Source organism: Klebsiella sp. SYXHC3 (genome assembly GCF_057196925.1).
This window is the reverse complement of the sequence record NZ_JBXUNG010000003.1, coordinates 396523-416759: the sequence shown is the minus strand read 5'-3', so window position 1 is coordinate 416759 and position 20237 is coordinate 396523. Positions and strand designations below refer to the sequence as shown.

The window sequence follows — 20237 nt, the reverse complement described above, 5'->3', positions numbered from 1 at the left end:
TTCGCAATGCGTAAGCAATGGCTGGGGATCTGCATAGCAGCGGGGCTGCTGGCGGCATGTTCGGGTGAAGACGTTCAGCAGAAGACGGTTAGCGTCCCGCAGCCGGCTGTCTGTAATGGTCCGACGGTAGAAATTAGCGGCGCCGACCCGCGTTTCGAAACGCTGAACGCCACGGCCAATCAGGATTATGAACGCGATGGCAAAAGCTACAAAATCGTCCAGGATCCGGCCAACTTCACCCAGACCGGTCTGGCGGCAATTTATGACGCCGAGCCGAACAGCAACCTGACCGCCTCTGGCGAAGCGTTCGATCCAACACAGCTTACAGCCGCACATCCGACCTTGCCCATCCCAAGCTATGCGCGTATCACGAACCTGGCTAATGGCCGAATGATCGTGGTGCGCATTAACGATCGCGGCCCGTACGGCAATGACCGGGTCATTTCCCTGTCCCGCGCCTCCGCCGACCGCCTGAATACCTCGAACAATACTAAAGTTCGTATCGATCCTATCATCGTCTCTCAGGACGGCGCCTTGTCCGGCCCAGGTATGGCATGCACCACCGTCGCCAAACAGACCTATGCCCTGCCTTCACGTCCCAACCTTGATGGCGATGGTTCTGCCGCCATCGCCCCGGCCGATCAGTCAAACGTTCACGCCATCAGCAACTCAACGCTTAAGCCTGAAGATAACGTGGGCGCGCCGGTTAACGGCAGTGGATTCCTTGGCGCACCGACGCCGCTGAATAATGGCGTGCTGGAAAGCAGCGAACCTGCTGCTGCGCCTGCCGCCGTCGCCGCGACGCCGGCAACACCCAGCGCTCCGGTCACCGCGCCGGGCTCGATTCAGGGAAGCGTTGCGCCTGCCGCGACCGCAGCAGCAGCCGCGACTGTTGCCGCACCAGCCGCCAGCACCAGCGGCGAGTTCGTCGTGCAGGTGGGCGCCGTTAGCGACCAGGCTCGCGCCCAGCAATATCAGCAGCGCCTGAGCCAGCAGTTCGCCGTTCCCGGACGTGTGATGCAAAACGGCGCCGTATGGCGGATCCAACTGGGGCCATTTGCCAGTAAGTCGCAAGCGTCGACGGTACAACAGCGCCTGCAAAACGAAGCGCAGCTGCAATCATTTATTACTCGCGCCAACTAAACGCAACGCCGCGGCATCCCGTGCTACTGCATATGTAAAAATCATTAACAAAGTCATATGTAATGTCGGGTGCCGCTGCGAAATGCATTTGTTATAGTAAGGCACTTTTTTTAATTTCATCACGGATGCCGTTGTTTTAACCATGAAGACCTCTTTCACCGCTCGTTTACTCGTTACGGCCCTCTCCGTTGCGGCACTGTCTACCGCTGCCCGCGCCGATGACCTGAATATGAAAACCATGATCCCAGGCGCTCCGCAGATCGATGCCGAATCCTGGGTTCTTATCGATTACAACTCAGGTAAAGTACTGGCGGAAAACAACGCCGACGCCCGTCGCGATCCGGCGAGCCTGACCAAAATGATGACCAGCTACGTCATTGGCCAGGCCATGAAGGCGGGGAAATTCAAAGAATCCGATCTGGTCACCGTGGGTAACGACGCGTGGGCAACCGGTAATCCGGTGTTTAAAGGTTCTTCCCTGATGTTCCTGAAACCGGGCATGCAGGTGCCGGTTTCTCAGCTGATCCGCGGCATCAACCTGCAATCCGGTAACGATGCCTGCGTGGCGATGGCCGACTACGTCGCCGGCAGCCAGGACGCATTTGTCAGCCTGATGAACAATTACGTTAACGCGTTGGGCCTGAAAAACACCCATTTCCAGACCGTTCACGGCCTGGATGCCGACGGTCAGTACAGCTCCGCACGTGACATGGCTCTGATCGGCCAGGCGCTGATCCGCGACGTACCGAATGAGTACTCCATCTACCGTGAGAAAGAGTTCACCTTTAACGGTATTCGCCAGCTGAACCGTAACGGCCTGCTGTGGGATAACAGCCTCAACGTCGACGGTATTAAAACTGGCCATACCGATAAAGCAGGTTACAACCTGGTCGCTTCTGCTACCGAAGGCCAGATGCGCCTGATCTCCGCGGTTATGGGTGGACGTACCTATAAGGGTCGTGAATCCGAGAGCAAGAAACTGCTGACCTGGGGCTTCCGCTTCTTCGAAACCGTAAACCCCATTAAAGCAGGTAAAGAGTTCGCCTCTGAACCGGCCTGGTTCGGCGATAGCGATCGCGCCTCTCTGGGCGTAGATAAGGATGTTTATCTGACTATCCCACGCGGGCGCATGAAAGATCTGAAAGCCAGCTATGTGTTGAATAACACCGAGCTGCACGCGCCGCTGCAGAAAAACCAGGTAGTCGGTACCATCAACTTCCAGTTAGATGGCAAAACTATCGATCAGCGTCCGTTAGTGGTGCTGCAGGAAATTCCGGAAGGTAATTTCTTCGGCAAAATCATTGATTACATTAAGTTAATGTTCCATCACTGGTTTGGTTAAAAATTGAACACTTGAAAGTGTGATTTCTATCCCCATATACTATTCATCAAAGAAACCTGATAACTCCCACATCACGTGGGAGTTATTATTTTAGTCGTCACACCGGAGCTGACATGAAAACCAAACTTAACGAACTGCTTGAATTCCCTACTCCATTTACTTACAAAGTAATGGGGCAGGCGTTGCCTGAGCTGGTTGATCAGGTGGTGGAAGTGGTACAGCGCCATGCGCCTGGTGATTACTCTCCGTCAGTAAAACCGAGCAGCAAAGGTAACTACCACTCGGTCTCCATCACCATTAACGCTACCCACATTGAGCAGGTCGAAGCCCTGTACGAAGAGCTGGGCAATATCGAAATCGTGCGGATGGTGCTGTAATCCCTCGCCTTACCCGGCCTCAAGCGCCGGGTAATCCTCTTTCTTTCGCTGTGATATACTCTCCCCCACTTAAGTCATCCCTCTCGGCGGAGACGTTGTTTTGCAGCACAATACCATTCTTATTCGACAACTCGGCCTGCAACCTTACGAACCCATCTCGCAGGCAATGCATGAATTTACCGACAGTCGTGACGACACGACGCTGGATGAAATCTGGCTGGTAGAACATCACCCGGTCTTTACTCAGGGTCAGGCCGGTAAAGCCGAACACGTGCTGGTGCCAGGCGATATCCCGGTTATTCAGAGCGATCGCGGCGGTCAGGTGACCTATCACGGGCCAGGCCAACAGGTGATGTATGTATTGCTGAATCTTAAACGGCGTAAACTCGGCGTACGTGAATTAGTGACGCTACTGGAGCAGACCGTGGTCAATACTCTCGCAGAGTATCAGATTGAATCCCACCCACGCGCCGATGCGCCGGGGGTTTACGTTGGTGAACAGAAAATCTGTTCACTGGGGCTGCGTATTCGCAAGGGCTGCTCGTTCCACGGACTGGCGCTGAATGTGGCAATGGATTTGACGCCATTCCTGCGTATTAATCCGTGCGGCTATGCCGGCATGGAGATGACGCAAATGCGCCACTGGCAGCCGCAGGCCACTACGGAAAACGTCGCGCCGCGGCTGGTCGCCAACCTGCTGGCGCTGCTGAATAACCCGCCGCATGAATATGTCGCCGCTTGATGCGCACCGCGCTCTGAACCTTCAGAGCGCAACTCATTATTAATACTTCAAATTTGCAATCAATTGTCACTCTACGCCACATAATCGCCCGCTATAATGAGGCTATGACCCAACGACCGGATCCGCGAGTGGCCGACAATCATCCTCCATTGGAAAGCAACGAACAGCCAGAAGATCGGCAGATCTTTCGTATTCTGCGTAATATCGATCTTAACCTGTTAACTATCTTCGAAGCCGTGTACGTGCACAAAGGCATCGTCAACGCGGCGAAGGTATTAAATATCACACCTTCGGCGATTAGCCAGTCCATCAATAAACTACGGGCTCTATTCCCCGACCCGCTCTTTATTCGTAAAGGTCAGGGAGTCACGCCCACGGCTTATGCGACCCACCTGCATCAATATATCAGCCAGGGGATGGAAGCCTTTCTCAATGCGCTGGATTTGGGCAGCGGCTCACATCAGCAGCGTGTGCTCACTATTGCCACCGCGCCGACCGTCGGCGCTCTGGTGATACCGAAAATCGCCAATGCGTTGAAATCGCGCTTTCCTCAGGTATTACTGCACAATATGGCGATTACCGATGCCGCCAGCCAGCTTAATCAGCGGCAGGTTGACTTACTGATCGACAGCTATCCCCATAGCGGGCTGGCTATTGCACACCAGGTGCTGTTCTCCGAACCGGTTGTCATCTTTTGCCGCGAAAATCACCCCATTTTGCACCTTCCCCTGACGAAGGAAAATCTGCAGCAGTATGAGTTCGCGCTATTGCTACCGGAAGGGCAGCGCTACCCTACTCTGCATCGCCAGCTAGAAGAGTACGTCGGCGAACGCCGCTGCGGCTTTAGCAGCTATAACCTGTTGACCCAGGCGGCAATGATGAATAATAGCGATTTGCTGGGGCTGACGCCGGAGAGTATGTTCGCGCTGGTGGCGAAAATCTGGCCTTTACAAGCGATTTCTTTTCCACCTCTGCAGGACCAGCGTATTGATATTTCGCTCCATTACAACCGGCAAAGCGCACAGGAGCCGTTACTGAAAGCGATTATCGACACCATTGTGCAAACTTATGCCTGCTAACCGCACGCGAGGGAAAAGGATAAAACAACAACTATTTTACAATTTGCCGGGTAACCAGGCTGCTTTCAACCCCGTATCAATGATATACTGCCTGTCCTTAGTTCAAAAATAGTTGATAAATACAACATTTGATTGAATTAATTCGCTTTCCTTCGTGACTCGCAACTGGAACACGCACGCTATGAGTAAACCCATTGTGATGGAACGCGGTGTTAAGTACCGCGACGCCGATAAAATGGCCCTTATCCCGGTGAAAAACGTGGCAACTGAGCGTGAAGCTCTGCTCAGAAAACCGGAATGGATGAAAATCAAACTTCCGGCTGACTCGTCCCGTATTCAGGGGATCAAGGCAGCGATGCGTAAGAATGGCCTGCACTCCGTGTGCGAAGAAGCCTCTTGCCCGAACCTTGCCGAGTGCTTCAACCACGGTACCGCGACCTTTATGATCCTCGGCGCTATCTGTACTCGCCGTTGTCCGTTCTGCGACGTTGCCCACGGTCGTCCGGTGACGCCTGATGCCAATGAGCCGCAAAAACTGGCGCAAACCATCGCCGATATGGGTCTGCGCTACGTGGTGGTGACTTCCGTTGACCGCGACGATCTTCGTGATGGCGGCGCGCAACACTTCGCTGACTGTATCAGCGCTATCCGCGAGAAGAGCCCAAATATCAAGATTGAAACGCTGGTGCCGGATTTCCGTGGCCGTATGGATCGCGCGCTGGATATTCTGAAAGTGACGCCGCCGGATGTGTTTAACCACAACCTGGAAAACGTACCGCGTCTGTATCGCCAGGTGCGTCCGGGCGCAGATTACAACTGGTCGCTGAAACTGCTGGAGCGCTTTAAAGAAGCGCATCCGGAAATCCCGACCAAATCGGGTCTGATGGTCGGTCTTGGCGAAACCAATGAAGAGATCATCGAAGTGATGCGCGATCTGCGCCGTCATGGCGTCACCATGCTGACGCTGGGTCAGTATCTGCAGCCGAGCCGTCACCACCTTCCGGTACAGCGTTATGTTAGCCCGGAAGAGTTTGAAGAGATGAAAGCTGAAGCCATGGCGATGGGCTTTACCCATGCTGCCTGCGGCCCGTTCGTCCGCTCTTCCTATCATGCCGATCTGCAGGCAAAAGGTATGGAAGTAAAATAACTCCTGTCTTTCTCTGGCCGTCGTTCGCGGCGGCCTGATTTACCGGCTAATCCCCCTTTCCATTGTCATACCTGGTTGCATCTTTTTTCATATCCAAAACGCTAACCATAAAAAAGGCGACAACGAATACGCTGCCGCCTCTTTGCCGCCTGAGCTTCACACCCGGCCGCGACGCGCCCCCGTTCGTCGGGAGCCCGTGATTAATTACTCTTTATGAGAGAGCTTCTGTGCCGGCGCGTCTTCCTCAGCGCTGGTCTTTTTGGCACTGTCATCGTCATCATTCATGGCTTTCTTGAAGCCTTTGATAGCCGAACCCAGGTCTCCACCCAGCGTGCGTAATTTTTTGGTACCAAACACTAAAATAATCAGCGCTGCGACTACCAGCAGTTTGGTAATACTAATCTCACCCATAGCTAACCTTCTTCTCTATACAAGCTCAAGCTGCGAATACGCCATCATACACATATACGCATACAATTAACGGCTATTTGACGCGCCGACACAATAGCAATCTGTAACAAGGTGAATCAAGCCTTGTTTAAAAAAACGTCACAATAATTGCGGTGGCGCAAATCTGCGATTACGCAGCACCGGCAAACTCTCACGCACCTGACGAATATAATCTGCGGATATCTCAGCAAAAATCAGCTGCGGCTGGGCAGCGGCGCCAGCAATGGTGGTACCGAACGGATCGATAATCCGGCTCTGACCGATATTACGCGTTCCACATTCGCCTGCCGCAATAATGTAGCAGGTGGTATCCAGCGCTCTTGCCGCCAGCAGCGTCGCCCAGTGATGTTCCTTCAATGGCCCGCGAACCCACGCGGCAGGAAGCACCAACACATCGGCCCCCTTTAACGCTAACGATAGCGCTAATTCGGGAAAGCGTAAATCGTAGCAGGTCATTAAGCCGATTCGCATCCCATTTAAATCAATTAACGGCGGAATTTGTTCGCCGGCATCCACCAGCCGCGACTCCTGCATATTAAACGCATCGTACAAATGGAGTTTCTGGTATTGTGCGCTAATCATCCCCTGTCGTATTGCGACCAGGGTATTGCTCGCGCGCCCTTCGCCAGAGGGCACGTGCAGCGTTAATATCGTGGTTAAGTCATTACTCCGGCTTTCGGCCAGCAGTTGCTGCATGAAGCCGCCGTCCAGCGCCTGCGCTGATTTTACCGACATATCAGGATCGTTATCGGCCCGCGCCAGCAACGCCTCGGGTAAGACCAGTAACGATACCCCGCATTCTGCCGCCTGACGCATCAGTTCAACGCAGATCTGCGCATTAGTTTGCCACTGCGCCGTGACGGCAAATTGCCCTGCTGCTACCCGCATCTCTTTCTCCCACTTCGAATCCATAGCCAAAAACGCCTTTGGCGCGCTACACTCGGCCTTATACCTAACCAAATAGCAGGAAAAAACCGTGTTACAACTCCTTTTAGCCGTTTTTGTTGGCGGCGGAACCGGCAGCGTGTTGCGCTGGTGGCTGGGCATGAAATTTAACCCCATGCATCATGCGATTCCCATTGGCACGCTAATCGCTAACCTGCTGGGCGCATTTATTATCGGCGCCGGGCTGGCGTGGTTCAATCGTCTAACGCATGTCGATCCAATGTGGAAACTGCTTATCACTACCGGTTTCTGCGGCGGCCTGACGACTTTCTCCACCTTTTCAGCAGAAGTGGTCTTCCTGCTCCAGCAGGGGCGTTTCAGTTGGGCATTGTTAAACGTGCTGGTCAATCTACTGGGTTCTTTCGCCATGACCGCGACGGCATTCTGGCTGTTCTCACAGTCAGCCGCCCGCTAACGACAGGCAAAAAAAAACCCGCTATAAGCGGGTTTTTATATTCTACTGACGCGTTGGTTAGATAGCCATTACGTTTGCAGCAGAAGGGCCTTTGGCACCGTTAGTGATTTCGAACTCTACGCGCTGACCTTCAGCCAGAGTTTTGAAACCGTTGGACTGGATTGCAGAGAAGTGTACGAATACATCTTTGCTGCCATCTTCCGGAGTAATGAAACCGAATCCTTTGGACTCATTAAACCACTTAACGTTACCTTTAATCTTAGACATCAAAATTACCTTTAAATTAAAAAACGACACTAATGCTGTGTCGGATACCAGTACATCAATTGTGATGCCTTTTGTCCAGCGTAACTTTCTTAAAAAGTGATAAAAGTCTCTATCTTTATAGCCGACAGTTACGTTAGTCATTGTTTTTCAACAAGACAAAGAACTTATCACTTTTGTCACTACGTTATAACGATTAAAACTGAATCCGTGCCCAGGCAAAATAAACGTTGCCGTTGTTATAAGTGCCGGGGATGTAGGTCATCTGGAACGTCGCCGGGCCGTAGCCAATCGATGCCAGCGGCAGCACCACCGGGATCGGGATATAGTTCCAGTTGTCGCGCGCCGTTACGCCAAGGGTGTAACCAAGGCCAAGATGGAAGTTGTCGTCGGCCAGCGGGCGCCAGGTTTTTTCCCAGCCATAGCCGCCAATCGGCTCCCACTTATTAAAGGAATCTTTAAACGCCATCAGATAAAGGCCGTGCCAGTTACCTTTCTCGTCCCAACGCGACATGCCAAATCCCGCGCCCCATGGGCGTTCGTTATACTTATCGGTTTTCTCTTTGTCATAGGCAAAGCGCGCGTGCCAGGTGATCGCCGGGATGTAGAGATCGTAGTGCTCAGGCTCGTTCCAGGTTTGCGCGACATTGTCCGTCAGCGTATTGTAGCCATCGCGGAGCGTTGACGAGAACGAGGCGTTAGCATAGCCGGGCGACAGCAGCAGGCCGGACAGCGCAAGCATAAATAATGTAAATTGACGTAGTTTAAACACTTCTCTATTACCGATTGCAATTTTAAAAACGAAGTAAAGTAACAAATGTAATCTTAATAGACTGTTAACGGAATAAGGCAAAATCCTGAATTGCGCCATAGCAAAAAGCTCATGCTGGTAGACAACTTTTGTGATGTTAGCCGTGCCACGGGTTCTGATTAGTCAATTCTCAGTAGTTTATTGATTTGGGTCAGCAAGTTCTGTCCGTTTTTTGGGCACATTCCATCACTTAATTTTTGTAGTGCTTTATATATCAGCAGATTCTTTGGGTTAATGGCTTAGGGGTAAAGTATGCTTACGCTTGTTGAGATCCTTATCGGGGTCGTGGTTATTGTGGGCGTCGCCCGCTACATTATAAAAGGTTATTCCGCGACAGGGGTGCTGTTTGTCGGCGGTTTAATCTTGCTTATCGCCAGCGCCATTATGGGACATAAAGTTCTCCCGGCCAGCGCCGCCACTACGGGTTACACCGCAACCGACATCTTTGAATATATTAAAATACTGCTCATGAGCCGCGGCGGCGACCTCGGCATGATGATTATGATGCTCTGCGGTTTCGCCACCTATATGACCCATATCGGCGCCAACGATATGGTGGTTAAACTGGCCTCTAAGCCGCTGCAATATATTAACTCGCCTTATCTGTTGATGATTGCCGCCTACTTCCTCGCCTGCCTGATGTCGCTGGCGGTCTCCTCGGCAACTGGCCTTGGGGTGCTGCTGATGGCGACGCTGTTTCCGGTAATGGTCAATGTCGGCATCAGCCGCGGCGCCGCGGCGGCGATTTGCGCCTCCCCTGCCGCGTTGATCCTGTCACCAACCTCCGGTGACGTAGTGCTGGCGGCCAAAGCTGCCGAAATGCCGCTGATTGATTTCGCTTTCAAAACCACTTTACCTATCTCGATTGCCGCTATCGTCTGTATGGCCATCGCTCACTTCTTCTGGCAGCGCTACCTCGATAAAAAAGAGAACGCCTCGCACGAGATGCTCGACGTCAATGAGATAACCACCACCGCCCCGGCGCTGTACGCCATTCTGCCTTTCACACCGATTATCGGCGTGCTGATTTTTGACGGCAAATGGGGGCCGGAGTTACACATCATCACGATTCTGGTGATCTGTATGGTGCTGGCTTCAGTACTGGAATTCCTGCGCAGTTTTGACACTAAAAAGGTCTTCACCGGGCTGGAAGCCGCCTATCGCGGCATGGCGGACGCCTTCGCCAGCGTCGTCATGCTGTTGGTGGCGGCGGGCGTATTTGCCCAGGGTCTGAGCACTATCGGTTTTATCGACGGTCTTATCTCTATTGCGACCTCGTTCGGATCCGCCAGCATCATCCTGATGTTGGTATTAGTCGTCCTGACCATGCTGGCGGCGATGACTACCGGTTCCGGCAACGCGCCGTTTTACGCCTTCGTTGAGATGATCCCGAAGCTTGCCCACTCTTCCGGCATCAACCCGGCCTATCTGTCGATCCCTATGTTGCAGGCATCGAATCTGGGACGCACCATTTCACCGGTTTCCGGCGTGGTGGTGGCGGTGGCGGGAATGGCGAAGATTTCTCCGTTCGAAGTTGTTAAACGCACCTCGGTTCCCGTTATCGTCGGCCTGTTAGTGGTGATCATCGCCACCGAGATTCTGGTCCCCGGCGCCGCGATTCAATAAACCACAAACCGCAGTGAAAAGGCGCCAGCAGGCGCCTTTTTTATGCTTTAATAAATCCCAGCAATTAATCATCTCCCACTATCAGGAATAAAAATGTTCAGGAAGGATGTCGTCGCCATTGCCCTTTTACTCGGCGCAACACAGGTTGGCGCAGAACCGCTTACCGCGACGAAATACGGTGATTTCGATCGTTACGTGCTGGCATTGTCCTGGCAAACCGGTTTTTGTCAGAGCATGCTGGATAGAAATCGTAATGAACCAGAGGAGTGCCGGCTACAGCAGGAAGAACGCAACAAAGCCGATTTTCTGACGGTACACGGCCTGTGGCCGGGCCTGCCGAAGTCGATCGCCTCGCGCGGCGTCGATGAGCGCCGCTGGATGCGCTACGGCTGCGCGACGCGCCCTATCCCCAATATGCCGGAAGTCAGAGCCGGGCGTAAATGCCAGGCCGCGGAAACCGGGCTATCGCTGGAAATGGCCAATAAGCTGAATAGCGTGATGCCGGGTTCCGGCGGTAACTCCTGCCTGGAACGCTATGAGTATGCCAAACATGGCGTCTGTTTCGGCTTCGATCCGGATAGCTACTTCGGCACGATGGTGCGCCTGAATGGCGAAGTGAAGCAAAGCGCAATCGGCGATTTTCTGGCGAAACATTACGGACAAACCGTTAGCCGTAGCGATTTTGATGCCGCCGTCGCCAAAGCCTATGGCGCGCAAAACGTGAAAGCCTTTAAATTAACCTGTGACGGCAATCCCGCTTATTTAACGGAAATGCAAATCTCCATCAAAGCTAGCGCGATCAATGCTCCGCTGGGCGCAGATGCGTTCCTGCCGCAGCCGCATCCGGGCAACTGCGCTAAGCAGTTTGTGCTGGACAAAGTCGGTTCTTGATAACAGAGCGATGCGCCCATTTCATCTGCTTTTGCTAACGATGCGCTGAATGTGCGCTTAATCACTTCAAACATCAGGCAAGTCTCAGTATGATGAAGGGACATTAACCCTTGCCCCTTTCGGCGAGGGTTTTCTTTTACGGAAAAGGTTCCTGGATAACATGGAGTATGCAATGACCAGACCCGCAATCATTATTAATGAATTCGATGCTGAACGTATCGACAGACTGCTTGAACAGCCGGCGTATGCTAATTCACCGGTAGCCGATGCCCTGAACGACGAACTGGACCGCGCGCAAATGCTGGCGCCGGAAGCAATGCCGCACGACGTCGTCAGCATGAACAGCAAAGTCCGCTTCCGCGACTTAACCAGCGGTGAAGAACGCGTGCGGACTCTGGTTTTCCCGGCGCAGGCGACCGATAGCGCCACTCAGCTTTCGGTTCTGGCGCCGGTTGGCGCAGCGCTGCTCGGGCTGAAAGTCGGGACCTCCATCCATTGGGAGTTACCCGGCGGCGCATCGGCGCATCTGGAAGTGCTGGAACTGCTGTACCAGCCGGAAGCCGCAGGCGAATTCCACCGCTAAGTACCCCGCTGCCTGAGGCGTTTCACGCTTTATTCAGAGGATGCCTCGTCATCCTCTTTCTGTTTCCCCACCCTCTGTGACAAATTTTTACCTCATCCCGTGACGGCGTATACAGTTTTGCGACCTGAATGCCGCAATATCCTTGTATAATATGTTGATATAGAAACAGACAAACAAGGAGAAATGCATATGTATAAAACTATCATTATGCCGGTTGATGTCTTTGAAATGGAGCTGAGCGACAAGGCTGTCCGCCATGCAGAGTTTCTCGCCCAACAGGACGGTATTATTCATTTACTTCACGTCTTACCCGGTTCATCCAGCTTCACCATGAGCCGTTTTACCGCCGATCTGCGCCGCTTTGAAGAGCATTTGCAGCATGAAGCGGAAACCCGCTTGCAGACCATGGTCGGCCACTTCAGCATCGACCCTTCACGCATCAAGAGCCATGTGCGTTTCGGCAACGTCCGCGATATGGTTAATGAGCTGGCCAATGAAATCAAAGCTGACGTGGTAGTCATTGGTTCACGTAATCCGTCGATCAGCACCCATTTGCTGGGTTCAAACGCCTCAAGCGTGATTCGTCATGCCCATATTCCGGTAATGGTCGTGAGATAACGGAACGGTGCAATAAGCAAAAAAAAGAGGCGACCCCAGGGTCGCCTCTTTGCTGTGTGCAGGTATTGTCTTACGACTTTTTATGCGCTTTTGGTGCGAATCAGATAATCAAATGAGCTCAAAGAAGCCTTCGCACCTTCGCCAGTGGCGATAATAATTTGTTTGTACGGCACGGTAGTGCAGTCGCCGGCGGCAAACACGCCCTTCACGTTGGTTTCACATTTGGCATCAATGATGATTTCACCCATGCGGTTACGCTCAACCGTACCTTCCAGCCAGTTGGTATTCGGCAACAGGCCGATCTGGACAAAAATACCGGCTAACGCGACATGATGCTCATCGCCGCTGACGCGGTCACGGTACTGCAGGCCAGTCACCTTACTGCCGTCGCCAACCACTTCGGTGGTCTGGGCGTTGAGAATAATATCGACATTTTTCAGGCTGCGTACTTTATCCTGCAGCACCTGGTCGGCTTTCATTTCTGGCGCGAACTCCAGCAACGTCACGTGTTCAACGACGCCCGCCAAATCAATTGCCGCTTCAACGCCAGAGTTACCGCCGCCAATCACCGCCACGCGTTTACCTTTGAACAGCGGGCCGTCGCAGTGCGGGCAGTAGGTTACGCCCTTAGTGCGGTATTGGTCTTCACCAGGTACGTTCATGTTACGCCATTTGGCGCCGGTTGCGATGATCACGCTGCGCGCTTTCAGCACCGCGCCGGAGGCGGTTTCGATCTGATGCAGGCCGCCTTCGACGGCTGCCGGGATCAGTTTTGCCGCGCTTTGTGAATCAATCACATCAACATCATATTCACTGACGTGCGCTTTCAGGGCGCCGGCCAGTTTTTGGCCTTCGGTTTTCGGTACGGAAATATAGTTTTCGATATCTACAGTATCCAGCACCTGGCCGCCGAAACGTTCGCCCATCAGGCCGGTACGAATGCCTTTACGCGCGGAGTATACCGCCGCCGCGGCGCCAGACGGGCCGGAACCGACGATCAGAACATCATAAGCATCGCGTTTGTTCAGCTCTTCCACCGCGCGTTTTTCCGCGCCGGTATCCACTTTGGCGACGATTTCAGTCAGCGTCATACGACCTTGACCAAACTCCTGACCATTCACAAACACCGCCGGTACGCCCATCACGTTGCGATCGGTGATTTCATTCTGGAAGGTTCCACCATCAATCGCCGTGTGTTTGATGCGCGGATTCAGCACCGCCATCAGGTTCAGCGCCTGCACCACGTCCGGGCAGTTGTGGCAAGAGAGCGAGTAGTAAGTCTCGAATTCAAAATCACCGTCAAGGTTGCGGATCTGCTCCAGCAGCGACTGCGCTTCTTTCGACGGATGACCGCCGGTCCACAGTAGCGCCAGCACTAATGAGGTGAACTCATGTCCCAGGGGAGAACCAGCAAAACGCGGCCCCTGGTTGGAACCTGGGTTAGTAATCAGGAACGATGGCTTACGTACCGCCAGCGTGTTGTCTTCTTTAAAGGTAACTTTGTCTGACAGTTCAGCGATTTCAGCCAACAGTTCCTTGATCTCTGCCGATTTAGCGCTGTCATCCAGCGTGGCAATCAGCTCAACAGGTTTGGTCAGCTTCTCAAGATAGGCCTTGAGCTGGGTTTTCATGTTGGTGTCGAGCATTTTTATCTCCTGGGCTTAAAACATCATCATGCAAGCGGCCTTTGTCAGGCAGCCTGAATGCGCTTGCATCATGGTGTGGAATAAAACGGGCGCTGGTGCGCCCGTTGATTAGCGGGAATAAAACGAATTAGATCTTACCAACCAGATCTAAAGAAGGAGCCAGTGTCGCTTCGCCTTCTTTCCACTTAGCCGGGCACACTTCGCCTGGGTGGGAAGCAACGTACTGAGCGGCTTTGATTTTACGCAGCAGGTCAGACGCATCACGGCCGATACCTTCAGCGGTAACTTCGATTGCCTGGATGATACCCTGCGGGTCAACGACGAAGGTCGCGCGGTCAGCCAGACCTTCATCTTCACGCATATTGTCGAAGTTACGGGTCAGGGCGCCAGTCGGGTCGCCGATCATCGCGTATTTGATTTTAGCGATGGTGTCAGAGCTGCTGTGCCACGCTTTGTGGGTAAAGTGGGTGTCGGTAGAAACAGAGTAAACGTCTACGCCCAGTTTCTGCAGCTCTTCGTAATGGTCAGCCACGTCACCCAGTTCGGTCGGGCAAACGAAAGTGAAGTCGGCCGGGTAGAAGAAGAAGACGCTCCAGCGGCCTTCAGTGTCTTTTTCGGTAACTTCGATGAATTCACCGTTTTTGAATGCCTGGTTTTTGAAAGGTTTGATTTTGGTATTAATTAAAGACATCGATACTTCCTCCGTGTTTTTGTTGAGGTCTAAGTTAACGAATTTTTCCTGACTCGACCAATGCGTTTGCATTATCAAATCAATAAGCGTTATCTAACAACCGTAACAAGACAACTTTGTGAACCTGCCGTCGCGATCGCGGTTTTTCCCCGTGTTTCGCCTCATTTCGCTGAAAGTAAAAAGGCCGCCCTCTCAGGCGGCCCCGTTACCTGAAATACCCGCAGGTAGCTTCAGCGCCAGAATGGCTGGCAATATGTTGCGCTCTACACCTTAATGTAACAGCATGAAGGATTACATCATTCGCCGAACTAAAGGGCAACCAAACGCCCGGCAGGTGTTATCTATGGCTGCGATAGGTTTCGCCACCACTTCACATTAGCTTCTGATTTAAAAGGAATACTCATGTTAAAACGACTGCTTTTTCTGAGCCTGCTGCCGTTGTGTAGCTATGCCGAAGACCTCCCCGCCCCCGTAAAAGCAATAGAAAAACAGGGTATTACTATCATTAAGCCCTTTGAAGCCCCCGGCGGCGTCAAAGGCTGGCTCGGAAAGTATCAGGATATGGGCGTTGCTATTTATCTCACCCCCGACGGTAAGCACGCCATTTCCGGCTACATGTACGACGAAAAAGGCAACAATCTGAGCGAACAGCTTTTCCAGAAAGAACTCTATACCCCGGCCGGACAGGCGATGTGGAAAAAACTCGAGTCCGCTGACTGGCTACGGGAAGGTAAAAAAGAGGCGCCCATCGTCCTTTATGTGTTTGCCGACCCTTTCTGCCCCTACTGTAAACAGTTCTGGCAACAGGCGAGGCCGTGGGTTGAATCCGGTAAAGTGCAACTGCGCACACTATTGGTCGGCGTGATTAAACCAGAAAGTCCGGCCACCGCAGCGGCCATACTGGCAAGCAAAGACCCGGCGCAAACCTGGCATGATTACGAACAGTCCAACGGCAAACTGAAGCTGAACGTACCGACAGATATCCCTGCGGCCTTGATGAGGACCCTGAATATCAACCAGCAGCTGATGGATGACCTTGGCGCCAACGCCACGCCGGCTATTTACTATATGAATAAAGATAACGTGCTGCAGCAGGTAGTGGGACTACCCGATAAAGAGAAACTGCAGGTGATGATGGGTGAAAAGCAGCAGTAAAAAATAACGCATTTCCGCCAGATACTTAAGGACAAAAAAGGATCTGGCGGAAAGCGATTGGTTGGTATACATTTAGTAGGGATTAATTGTATATTTAGCTATAATAATGATATTTGATAGCATCGCCACAAATGTATAACGGTAAGAAATAATAATCCGTTCGCCTCGCTGCAACATAAACAGGACGTTAAGCATGGCCAACCTTTATGATTTAAAAAAATTCGATCTAAACCTGTTGGTTATCTTCGAGTGCATTTATCAACATCTTAGTATCAGTAAAGCGGCGGAAACGCTGTTTATTACTCCTTCCGCGGTAAGCCAGTCACTGCAGCGGTTACGTAATCAATTAAACGATCCGCTATTTGTGCGTTCCGGTAAAGGAATTACCCCGACGATCGTGGGCATGAACTTACATCATCACCTGGAAAAAAACCTCAACCAATTAGAAAAAACAATTAATATCGCCAATCATTCTGAATTAAGTAAACGATTTGTAATTTACAGCCCGCAACTTCTTATATCACCAGCAACCATGGATTTAATTAATAAATTGCACATGGACCCGAATCTACAAATCGATCATCGCGATCTGCTGCTATCCCCAGAAAGCGTTGAAGACCTGATGGCTTACCGTAAAGCCGACCTGATTTATAGTATTACGCCTCTTTCTAATCACAGTACTATTTGCCAGCCTTTTCAGGAATTAGAAATTGCACTGGTTTGTCGCGAAGGCCACCCTCGTGCAGATCATCTGAATTCATTTGAAGAGGTGTCTCGGGAAGGATTTACGCTTTACACCTCATCTGACCCGAATGTAAAGGCCTTTCAACAGCACGGGAGCGATCTCATGCCTGAAAGAAGAATTGCGTTTCGCAGCAACTCGCTAATAGCTATTTTAACGATGATCAATCAGAGCGATCTTATTGGTTTTGTCCCGAAGCACGCATTAAGTTATTTTAGCGCTTCATTTAAATTCCGCGAAATCATTTTGCCTGACCCGATCCCTCCGGTAATGGCCTATATGATTTATAATCGTTCATCATTAAACAACCCCAAATTTTCCGAATTTATTACGCAAAATACCGCAGTCAACTAATTTGCCATTACAAACATATTCACATGGTGAATATGTTTGTGTGAATTACATTGAACCCACTTAAAACATTACCATTTCATATTAACCTTACCATTAATGTGTTCTACACTACCGTGAAAGCGCATCCATCACATTAAAGGATTAATGGTAATGTCTTTGGTAAAAATTCCATTACCCGAGTCCGTTCTTCAGGCTAGCCAGCAGCGGATACAGTGGGTATTAGAAAATTTTTCACGCATCTGCATCTCTTTCTCCGGCGGAAAAGACTCCACCACCATGCTGCACCTGGCGGCGCTTTGCGCCCGGCAAATGGGAAAAAAATTCAACGTGTTGTTTATTGATTGGGAGGCGCAATTTTCCTGCACCATTCAGCATTGCGAAAATATCCGTACCGAATACCAGGATGTTATTGAGAAATTTTATTGGGTCGCCCTACCGCTCACCACGCAAAATTCACTGACTCAGTTTTCGCCGGAGTGGCAATGCTGGGAGCCGGGCGTCAACTGGGTACGCCAGCCGCCCGCTGACGCCATTACCGATCCCGGCTATTTCCCGTTTTATAGCAGCGGAATGAGCTTCGAAGAGTTCGTCCGTGATTTCGCCGACTGGTTTTCACAAAACCGTCCGGCGGCGATGATGGTGGGTATCCGGGCAGATGAATCGCTTAATCGGTTTATGACCATCTCCTCGCAGCGCAAACTGCGCTTTGCCGATGATAAGCCATGGACGACATCGGCACCGGGCGGCCATACCTGGTACATCTACCCGATTTATGACTGGAAAACCGCCGATATCTGGACGTGGTTTAGCAAAAGCGGTCATACCTATAACCCCCTTTACGATCTGATGTATCAGGCCGGGGTGCCGCTGCGCTATATGCGCATCTGCGAACCCTTTGGCCCGGAGCAGCGCCAGGGTCTCTGGCTGTATCACGTGCTGGAGCCAGAACGTTGGGCAGCCATTTGCCAGCGCGTAAACGGCGTGCACAGCGGTGGTATTTACGCAGGGTACGACAACAAATTTTATGGCCACCGCAAACTCGATAAACCCGGGCACCACAGCTGGAAGAGTTACGCCCTGTTCCTGCTGGATAGCATGCCGCGGCCAACCGCCGAGCATTATCGTAATAAAATCGCGGTCTATCTGCATTGGTATCAAAAACAGGGAATGGAGGATATCCCCGATAGCCAGGAGAGCGACATCGGCACCCGGGATATCCCTTCATGGCGGCGCGTCTGCAAAGTGTTATTAAACAATGATTACTGGTGTCGCCAGCTCTCATTTAGCCCAACTAAAGCCACCCGCTATAAAAGCTACTGCAAGCGCATAAGTAAAAAACGCCAACAATGGGGACTGCTATGCAACAACGACTAATTACCCAAATAGAAGAGTATCTGGCAGCGCTGCCGGAAGAGGAAAAAATCGACGCGCTGAATCACTTTCGCCAGGCTCTGCACCGCCATAGCCCCTTTCACAACCAGCCGGTTGACTGCGTGCTATGGGTTAAAGAGGAAGAGGTGGTTCCCAACGATTACAACCCTAATAACCTTGCGCCGCCGGAAAAGCGGCTGTTATTAACTTCGCTGGAGGCCAATGGTTTCACGCAACCGATCGTGGTGCAGAATCAACAGTCAAAACGCTATACCATCGTTGACGGTTTTCACCGCCACGAACTGGCGGGCAGCAAGCTGTCGCTGAAAAAACAGCTCAAGGGATATTTGCCGGTAACCTGTCTGTCGGCGAACAGCCCCCCGCGCGATGCCCTGATAGCCGCGACTATCCGCCACAACCGGGCGCGCGGGCGCCATCAGATCCACGCGATGTCGGAAATTGTCCGCGAGCTGGCCAATCTCGGCTGGAGCAATAGCAAAATCAGCAAAGAGCTGGGGATGGATGCCGATGAAGTGCTGCGCCTGAAGCAAATTAACGGTCTGGCCGAGATGTTCGCCGACCGTCAATTTTCTCAGGCATGGACGGTGAAATAGCTACAGGCGACGCAGCCGCTCTGCTGCCGCCAGCAGGGTCTCCGGCTGCTTGGCGAAGCACAGGCGAATCAGCTTATGCGGGAACGGATCGGCACAGAATACCGACAGCGGGATCGCCGCCACGCCGACTTCAGTGGTCAGCCAGCGACAAAAGCTGACGTCATCAAGGTCAGAGATCGCGCTATAGTCGGCCAGCAAGAAGTAGGTCCCTTCACAAGGCAAAATCTCCAGCCGGCTATCGCGTAGCGCATCGATAAACAGATCCCGACGCTGCCGATAAAACGCAGGCAGCTCGCGGTAGTGCTCCGGCTGCGCGTGCAGCATATCCGCCAGCGCCAATTGAGCCGGCGTATTGACGGCAAACGTCAAATACTGGTGCACCTTACGCAGTTCGGCGCTGATGGCGGCAGGCGCCACGCAATAACCCACTTTCCAGCCGGTCATGTGAAAGGTTTTACCGAAAGAAGAGACCGCGACTGCCCGCTCGCGCAGCTGCGGATGGGCCAGCACGCTGGTATGGCCCTGCTCTGCAAAACAGATATGTTCATACACTTCGTCGCTGATAACGTAGATTTCCCGTTCAGCGATCGCCTGCCACAACGCGGCAAAATCTTCCCGCTGCCAGACGGTGGCTGATGGATTATGCGGCGTATTAAGAATCACCAAACGGGTGCGGTCGCTTAACGTGGCGGCAAACTGCTGCCAGTCAACGCGGAAATGCGGCGGCTGCAGAGCAATACGTTTCAGCGCCCCGCCGGAAAGTTCTACCGCCGGCACGTAGCTGTCATAGCTCGGGTCAAAGCAGATCACCTCATCGCCGGCTCTGACCAGCGCGGTGATCGCCGCATACAGCGCTTCGGTCGCCCCCGCGGTGACGGTAACATCGCTATTCGCATCCGGGCGATAGCCATACAGCTCAGCGGTTTTATCGGCAATGGCTTCGCGCAGCGCCGGTACGCCGGTCATCGGAGCGTACTGGTTAGCCCCCTGGGCGACGTGCCAGGCCAACCGTTCCTGTAGGTAACGCGGGCCATCAAAATCCGGAAAACCTTGTGATAGATTGATGGCCTGATGCTGCTGCGCCAGCGCGCTCATCTGGGTAAAAATGGTGGTGCCTAATGCAGGGAGTTTACTCTCAGGAATCAGTGGCTTATTGCTCATTATCTTTGTTCCGATTGTAATGCTGTTGTTGAAGCCACTATAACACGATGTTAATATTTGGCAATCAAGA

22 protein-coding genes are annotated in these 20237 nt (G+C 52.3%); 15 read left to right on the top strand and 7 right to left on the bottom strand.

Going from position 1 to position 20237, the window contains the following annotated elements; genetic code table 11:
- The first annotated feature begins 6 nt into the window (after positions 1–6).
- From rlpA to lipA, 6 genes are all read left to right on the top strand, one after another.
- A complete protein-coding gene (rlpA, locus tag AC2CGP_RS11470; protein ID WP_015367734.1) occupies positions 7–1143 on the top strand; it encodes an endolytic peptidoglycan transglycosylase RlpA in 1137 nt (378 codons plus the stop codon).
- 142 nt (positions 1144–1285) lie between these two features.
- A complete protein-coding gene (gene dacA, locus AC2CGP_RS11465; protein ID WP_015367735.1) occupies positions 1286–2485 on the top strand; it encodes a D-alanyl-D-alanine carboxypeptidase DacA in 1200 nt (399 codons plus the stop codon).
- A gap of 113 nt (positions 2486–2598) precedes the next feature.
- Complete coding sequence (ybeD, locus tag AC2CGP_RS11460; protein ID WP_015367736.1) at positions 2599–2862, top strand: DUF493 family protein YbeD; 264 nt, start codon at positions 2599–2601, stop codon at positions 2860–2862.
- Between the two features lie 100 nt (positions 2863–2962).
- Positions 2963–3604 (top strand): lipoyl(octanoyl) transferase LipB, encoded by a 642-nt coding sequence (lipB, locus tag AC2CGP_RS11455; protein ID WP_015367737.1) that lies wholly within the window; start codon positions 2963–2965, stop codon positions 3602–3604.
- A gap of 104 nt (positions 3605–3708) precedes the next feature.
- A complete protein-coding gene (locus tag AC2CGP_RS11450) occupies positions 3709–4683 on the top strand; it encodes a YbeF family transcriptional regulator (protein ID WP_199802300.1) in 975 nt (324 codons plus the stop codon).
- A gap of 181 nt (positions 4684–4864) precedes the next feature.
- The gene (lipA, locus tag AC2CGP_RS11445) at positions 4865–5830 is read left to right on the top strand and encodes a lipoyl synthase (RefSeq protein WP_015367739.1); all 966 of its coding nucleotides are present in this window, start codon (positions 4865–4867) and stop codon (positions 5828–5830) included.
- 204 nt (positions 5831–6034) lie between these two features.
- On the opposite strand, the gene tatE is transcribed toward lipA, so the two are convergent.
- Both tatE and AC2CGP_RS11435 read right to left on the bottom strand, forming a co-directional pair.
- Positions 6035–6241 carry a twin-arginine translocase subunit TatE gene (tatE, locus tag AC2CGP_RS11440; protein WP_004859519.1) on the bottom strand — a complete coding sequence of 69 codons (207 nt, stop codon included), beginning with the start codon at positions 6239–6241 and terminating at the stop codon, positions 6035–6037.
- Between the two features lie 138 nt (positions 6242–6379).
- Positions 6380–7168 carry a deaminated glutathione amidase gene (locus AC2CGP_RS11435; protein WP_072382741.1) on the bottom strand — a complete coding sequence of 263 codons (789 nt, stop codon included), beginning with the start codon at positions 7166–7168 and terminating at the stop codon, positions 6380–6382.
- Between the two features lie 88 nt (positions 7169–7256).
- On the opposite strand from AC2CGP_RS11435, the gene crcB reads away from it, so the two are divergent.
- Positions 7257–7640 (top strand): fluoride efflux transporter CrcB, encoded by a 384-nt coding sequence (crcB, locus tag AC2CGP_RS11430; protein WP_015367741.1) that lies wholly within the window; start codon positions 7257–7259, stop codon positions 7638–7640.
- A gap of 57 nt (positions 7641–7697) precedes the next feature.
- Here the strand turns inward: crcB and cspE are convergent, their stop codons facing one another.
- Both cspE and pagP read right to left on the bottom strand, forming a co-directional pair.
- Positions 7698–7907 (bottom strand): transcription antiterminator/RNA stability regulator CspE, encoded by a 210-nt coding sequence (cspE, locus tag AC2CGP_RS11425; protein WP_012542460.1) that lies wholly within the window; start codon positions 7905–7907, stop codon positions 7698–7700.
- 193 nt (positions 7908–8100) lie between these two features.
- On the bottom strand, positions 8101–8676 hold the full coding sequence (pagP, locus tag AC2CGP_RS11420; RefSeq protein ID WP_161798749.1) for a lipid IV(A) palmitoyltransferase PagP: 576 nt from the start codon (positions 8674–8676) through the stop codon (positions 8101–8103).
- Between the two features lie 291 nt (positions 8677–8967).
- Between pagP and dcuC the strand changes: the two genes are divergently transcribed.
- The 4 genes from dcuC (at position 8968) to uspG (ending at position 12433) form a co-directional block, all read left to right on the top strand.
- Complete coding sequence (dcuC, locus tag AC2CGP_RS11415; RefSeq protein ID WP_015367743.1) at positions 8968–10341, top strand: anaerobic C4-dicarboxylate transporter DcuC; 1374 nt, start codon at positions 8968–8970, stop codon at positions 10339–10341.
- Positions 10342–10434: 93 nt separating this feature from the next.
- Positions 10435–11232 carry a ribonuclease I gene (gene rna, locus AC2CGP_RS11410; protein ID WP_213759381.1) on the top strand — a complete coding sequence of 266 codons (798 nt, stop codon included), beginning with the start codon at positions 10435–10437 and terminating at the stop codon, positions 11230–11232.
- Between the two features lie 172 nt (positions 11233–11404).
- Complete coding sequence (gene rnk / locus AC2CGP_RS11405; RefSeq protein WP_015367745.1) at positions 11405–11815, top strand: nucleoside diphosphate kinase regulator; 411 nt, start codon at positions 11405–11407, stop codon at positions 11813–11815.
- Between the two features lie 189 nt (positions 11816–12004).
- The gene (uspG, locus tag AC2CGP_RS11400; protein WP_015367746.1) at positions 12005–12433 is read left to right on the top strand and encodes a universal stress protein UspG; all 429 of its coding nucleotides are present in this window, start codon (positions 12005–12007) and stop codon (positions 12431–12433) included.
- Positions 12434–12513: 80 nt separating this feature from the next.
- On the opposite strand, the gene ahpF is transcribed toward uspG, so the two are convergent.
- Both ahpF and ahpC read right to left on the bottom strand, forming a co-directional pair.
- Positions 12514–14079: an alkyl hydroperoxide reductase subunit F gene (gene ahpF, locus AC2CGP_RS11395; protein WP_213759380.1), complete on the bottom strand. Its 1566-nt coding sequence runs from the start codon at positions 14077–14079 to the stop codon at positions 12514–12516.
- Positions 14080–14206: 127 nt separating this feature from the next.
- On the bottom strand, positions 14207–14770 hold the full coding sequence (gene ahpC, locus AC2CGP_RS11390) for an alkyl hydroperoxide reductase subunit C (RefSeq protein ID WP_004859485.1): 564 nt from the start codon (positions 14768–14770) through the stop codon (positions 14207–14209).
- Between the two features lie 402 nt (positions 14771–15172).
- Between ahpC and dsbG the strand changes: the two genes are divergently transcribed.
- The 4 genes from dsbG (at position 15173) to AC2CGP_RS11370 (ending at position 19006) form a co-directional block, all read left to right on the top strand.
- Positions 15173–15925, top strand: coding sequence for a thiol:disulfide interchange protein DsbG (gene dsbG, locus AC2CGP_RS11385; RefSeq protein WP_015367748.1), 753 nt, complete (start codon positions 15173–15175; stop codon positions 15923–15925).
- 193 nt (positions 15926–16118) lie between these two features.
- Positions 16119–17021 carry a DNA-binding transcriptional repressor CitR gene (citR, locus tag AC2CGP_RS11380; RefSeq protein ID WP_015367750.1) on the top strand — a complete coding sequence of 301 codons (903 nt, stop codon included), beginning with the start codon at positions 16119–16121 and terminating at the stop codon, positions 17019–17021.
- A 150-nt stretch (positions 17022–17171) separates the two neighbouring features.
- A complete protein-coding gene (locus tag AC2CGP_RS11375) occupies positions 17172–18395 on the top strand; it encodes a phosphoadenosine phosphosulfate reductase (RefSeq protein WP_015367751.1) in 1224 nt (407 codons plus the stop codon).
- Entirely contained in the window at positions 18380–19006 is a 627-nt protein-coding gene (locus AC2CGP_RS11370) for an IbrB-like domain-containing protein (RefSeq protein WP_015367752.1), read from the top strand. The genes AC2CGP_RS11375 and AC2CGP_RS11370 overlap by 16 nt, the downstream gene beginning before the upstream one ends.
- On the opposite strand, the gene AC2CGP_RS11365 is transcribed toward AC2CGP_RS11370, so the two are convergent.
- The gene (locus AC2CGP_RS11365; protein ID WP_162778441.1) at positions 19007–20152 is read right to left on the bottom strand and encodes a pyridoxal phosphate-dependent aminotransferase; all 1146 of its coding nucleotides are present in this window, start codon (positions 20150–20152) and stop codon (positions 19007–19009) included.
- Positions 20153–20237 lie beyond the last annotated feature (85 nt).

Coding starts and splice junctions, on each gene's coding strand:
- ahpC (WP_004859485.1), bottom strand. CDS start 14,770: ATGTCTTTAATTAATACCAAAATCAAACCTTTCAAAAACCAGGCATTC.
- uspG (WP_015367746.1), top strand. CDS start 12,005: ATGTATAAAACTATCATTATGCCGGTTGATGTCTTTGAAATGGAGCTG.
- dsbG (WP_015367748.1), top strand. CDS start 15,173: ATGTTAAAACGACTGCTTTTTCTGAGCCTGCTGCCGTTGTGTAGCTAT.
- citR (WP_015367750.1), top strand. CDS start 16,119: ATGGCCAACCTTTATGATTTAAAAAAATTCGATCTAAACCTGTTGGTT.
- ahpF (WP_213759380.1), bottom strand. CDS start 14,079: ATGCTCGACACCAACATGAAAACCCAGCTCAAGGCCTATCTTGAGAAG.
- AC2CGP_RS11375 (WP_015367751.1), top strand. CDS start 17,172: ATGTCTTTGGTAAAAATTCCATTACCCGAGTCCGTTCTTCAGGCTAGC.
- rlpA (WP_015367734.1), top strand. CDS start 7: ATGCGTAAGCAATGGCTGGGGATCTGCATAGCAGCGGGGCTGCTGGCG.
- dcuC (WP_015367743.1), top strand. CDS start 8,968: ATGCTTACGCTTGTTGAGATCCTTATCGGGGTCGTGGTTATTGTGGGC.
- rna (WP_213759381.1), top strand. CDS start 10,435: ATGTTCAGGAAGGATGTCGTCGCCATTGCCCTTTTACTCGGCGCAACA.
- lipA (WP_015367739.1), top strand. CDS start 4,865: ATGAGTAAACCCATTGTGATGGAACGCGGTGTTAAGTACCGCGACGCC.
- ybeD (WP_015367736.1), top strand. CDS start 2,599: ATGAAAACCAAACTTAACGAACTGCTTGAATTCCCTACTCCATTTACT.
- AC2CGP_RS11370 (WP_015367752.1), top strand. CDS start 18,380: ATGCAACAACGACTAATTACCCAAATAGAAGAGTATCTGGCAGCGCTG.
- dacA (WP_015367735.1), top strand. CDS start 1,286: ATGAAGACCTCTTTCACCGCTCGTTTACTCGTTACGGCCCTCTCCGTT.
- rnk (WP_015367745.1), top strand. CDS start 11,405: ATGACCAGACCCGCAATCATTATTAATGAATTCGATGCTGAACGTATC.
- AC2CGP_RS11450 (WP_199802300.1), top strand. CDS start 3,709: ATGACCCAACGACCGGATCCGCGAGTGGCCGACAATCATCCTCCATTG.
- AC2CGP_RS11435 (WP_072382741.1), bottom strand. CDS start 7,168: ATGCGGGTAGCAGCAGGGCAATTTGCCGTCACGGCGCAGTGGCAAACT.
- tatE (WP_004859519.1), bottom strand. CDS start 6,241: ATGGGTGAGATTAGTATTACCAAACTGCTGGTAGTCGCAGCGCTGATT.
- cspE (WP_012542460.1), bottom strand. CDS start 7,907: ATGTCTAAGATTAAAGGTAACGTTAAGTGGTTTAATGAGTCCAAAGGA.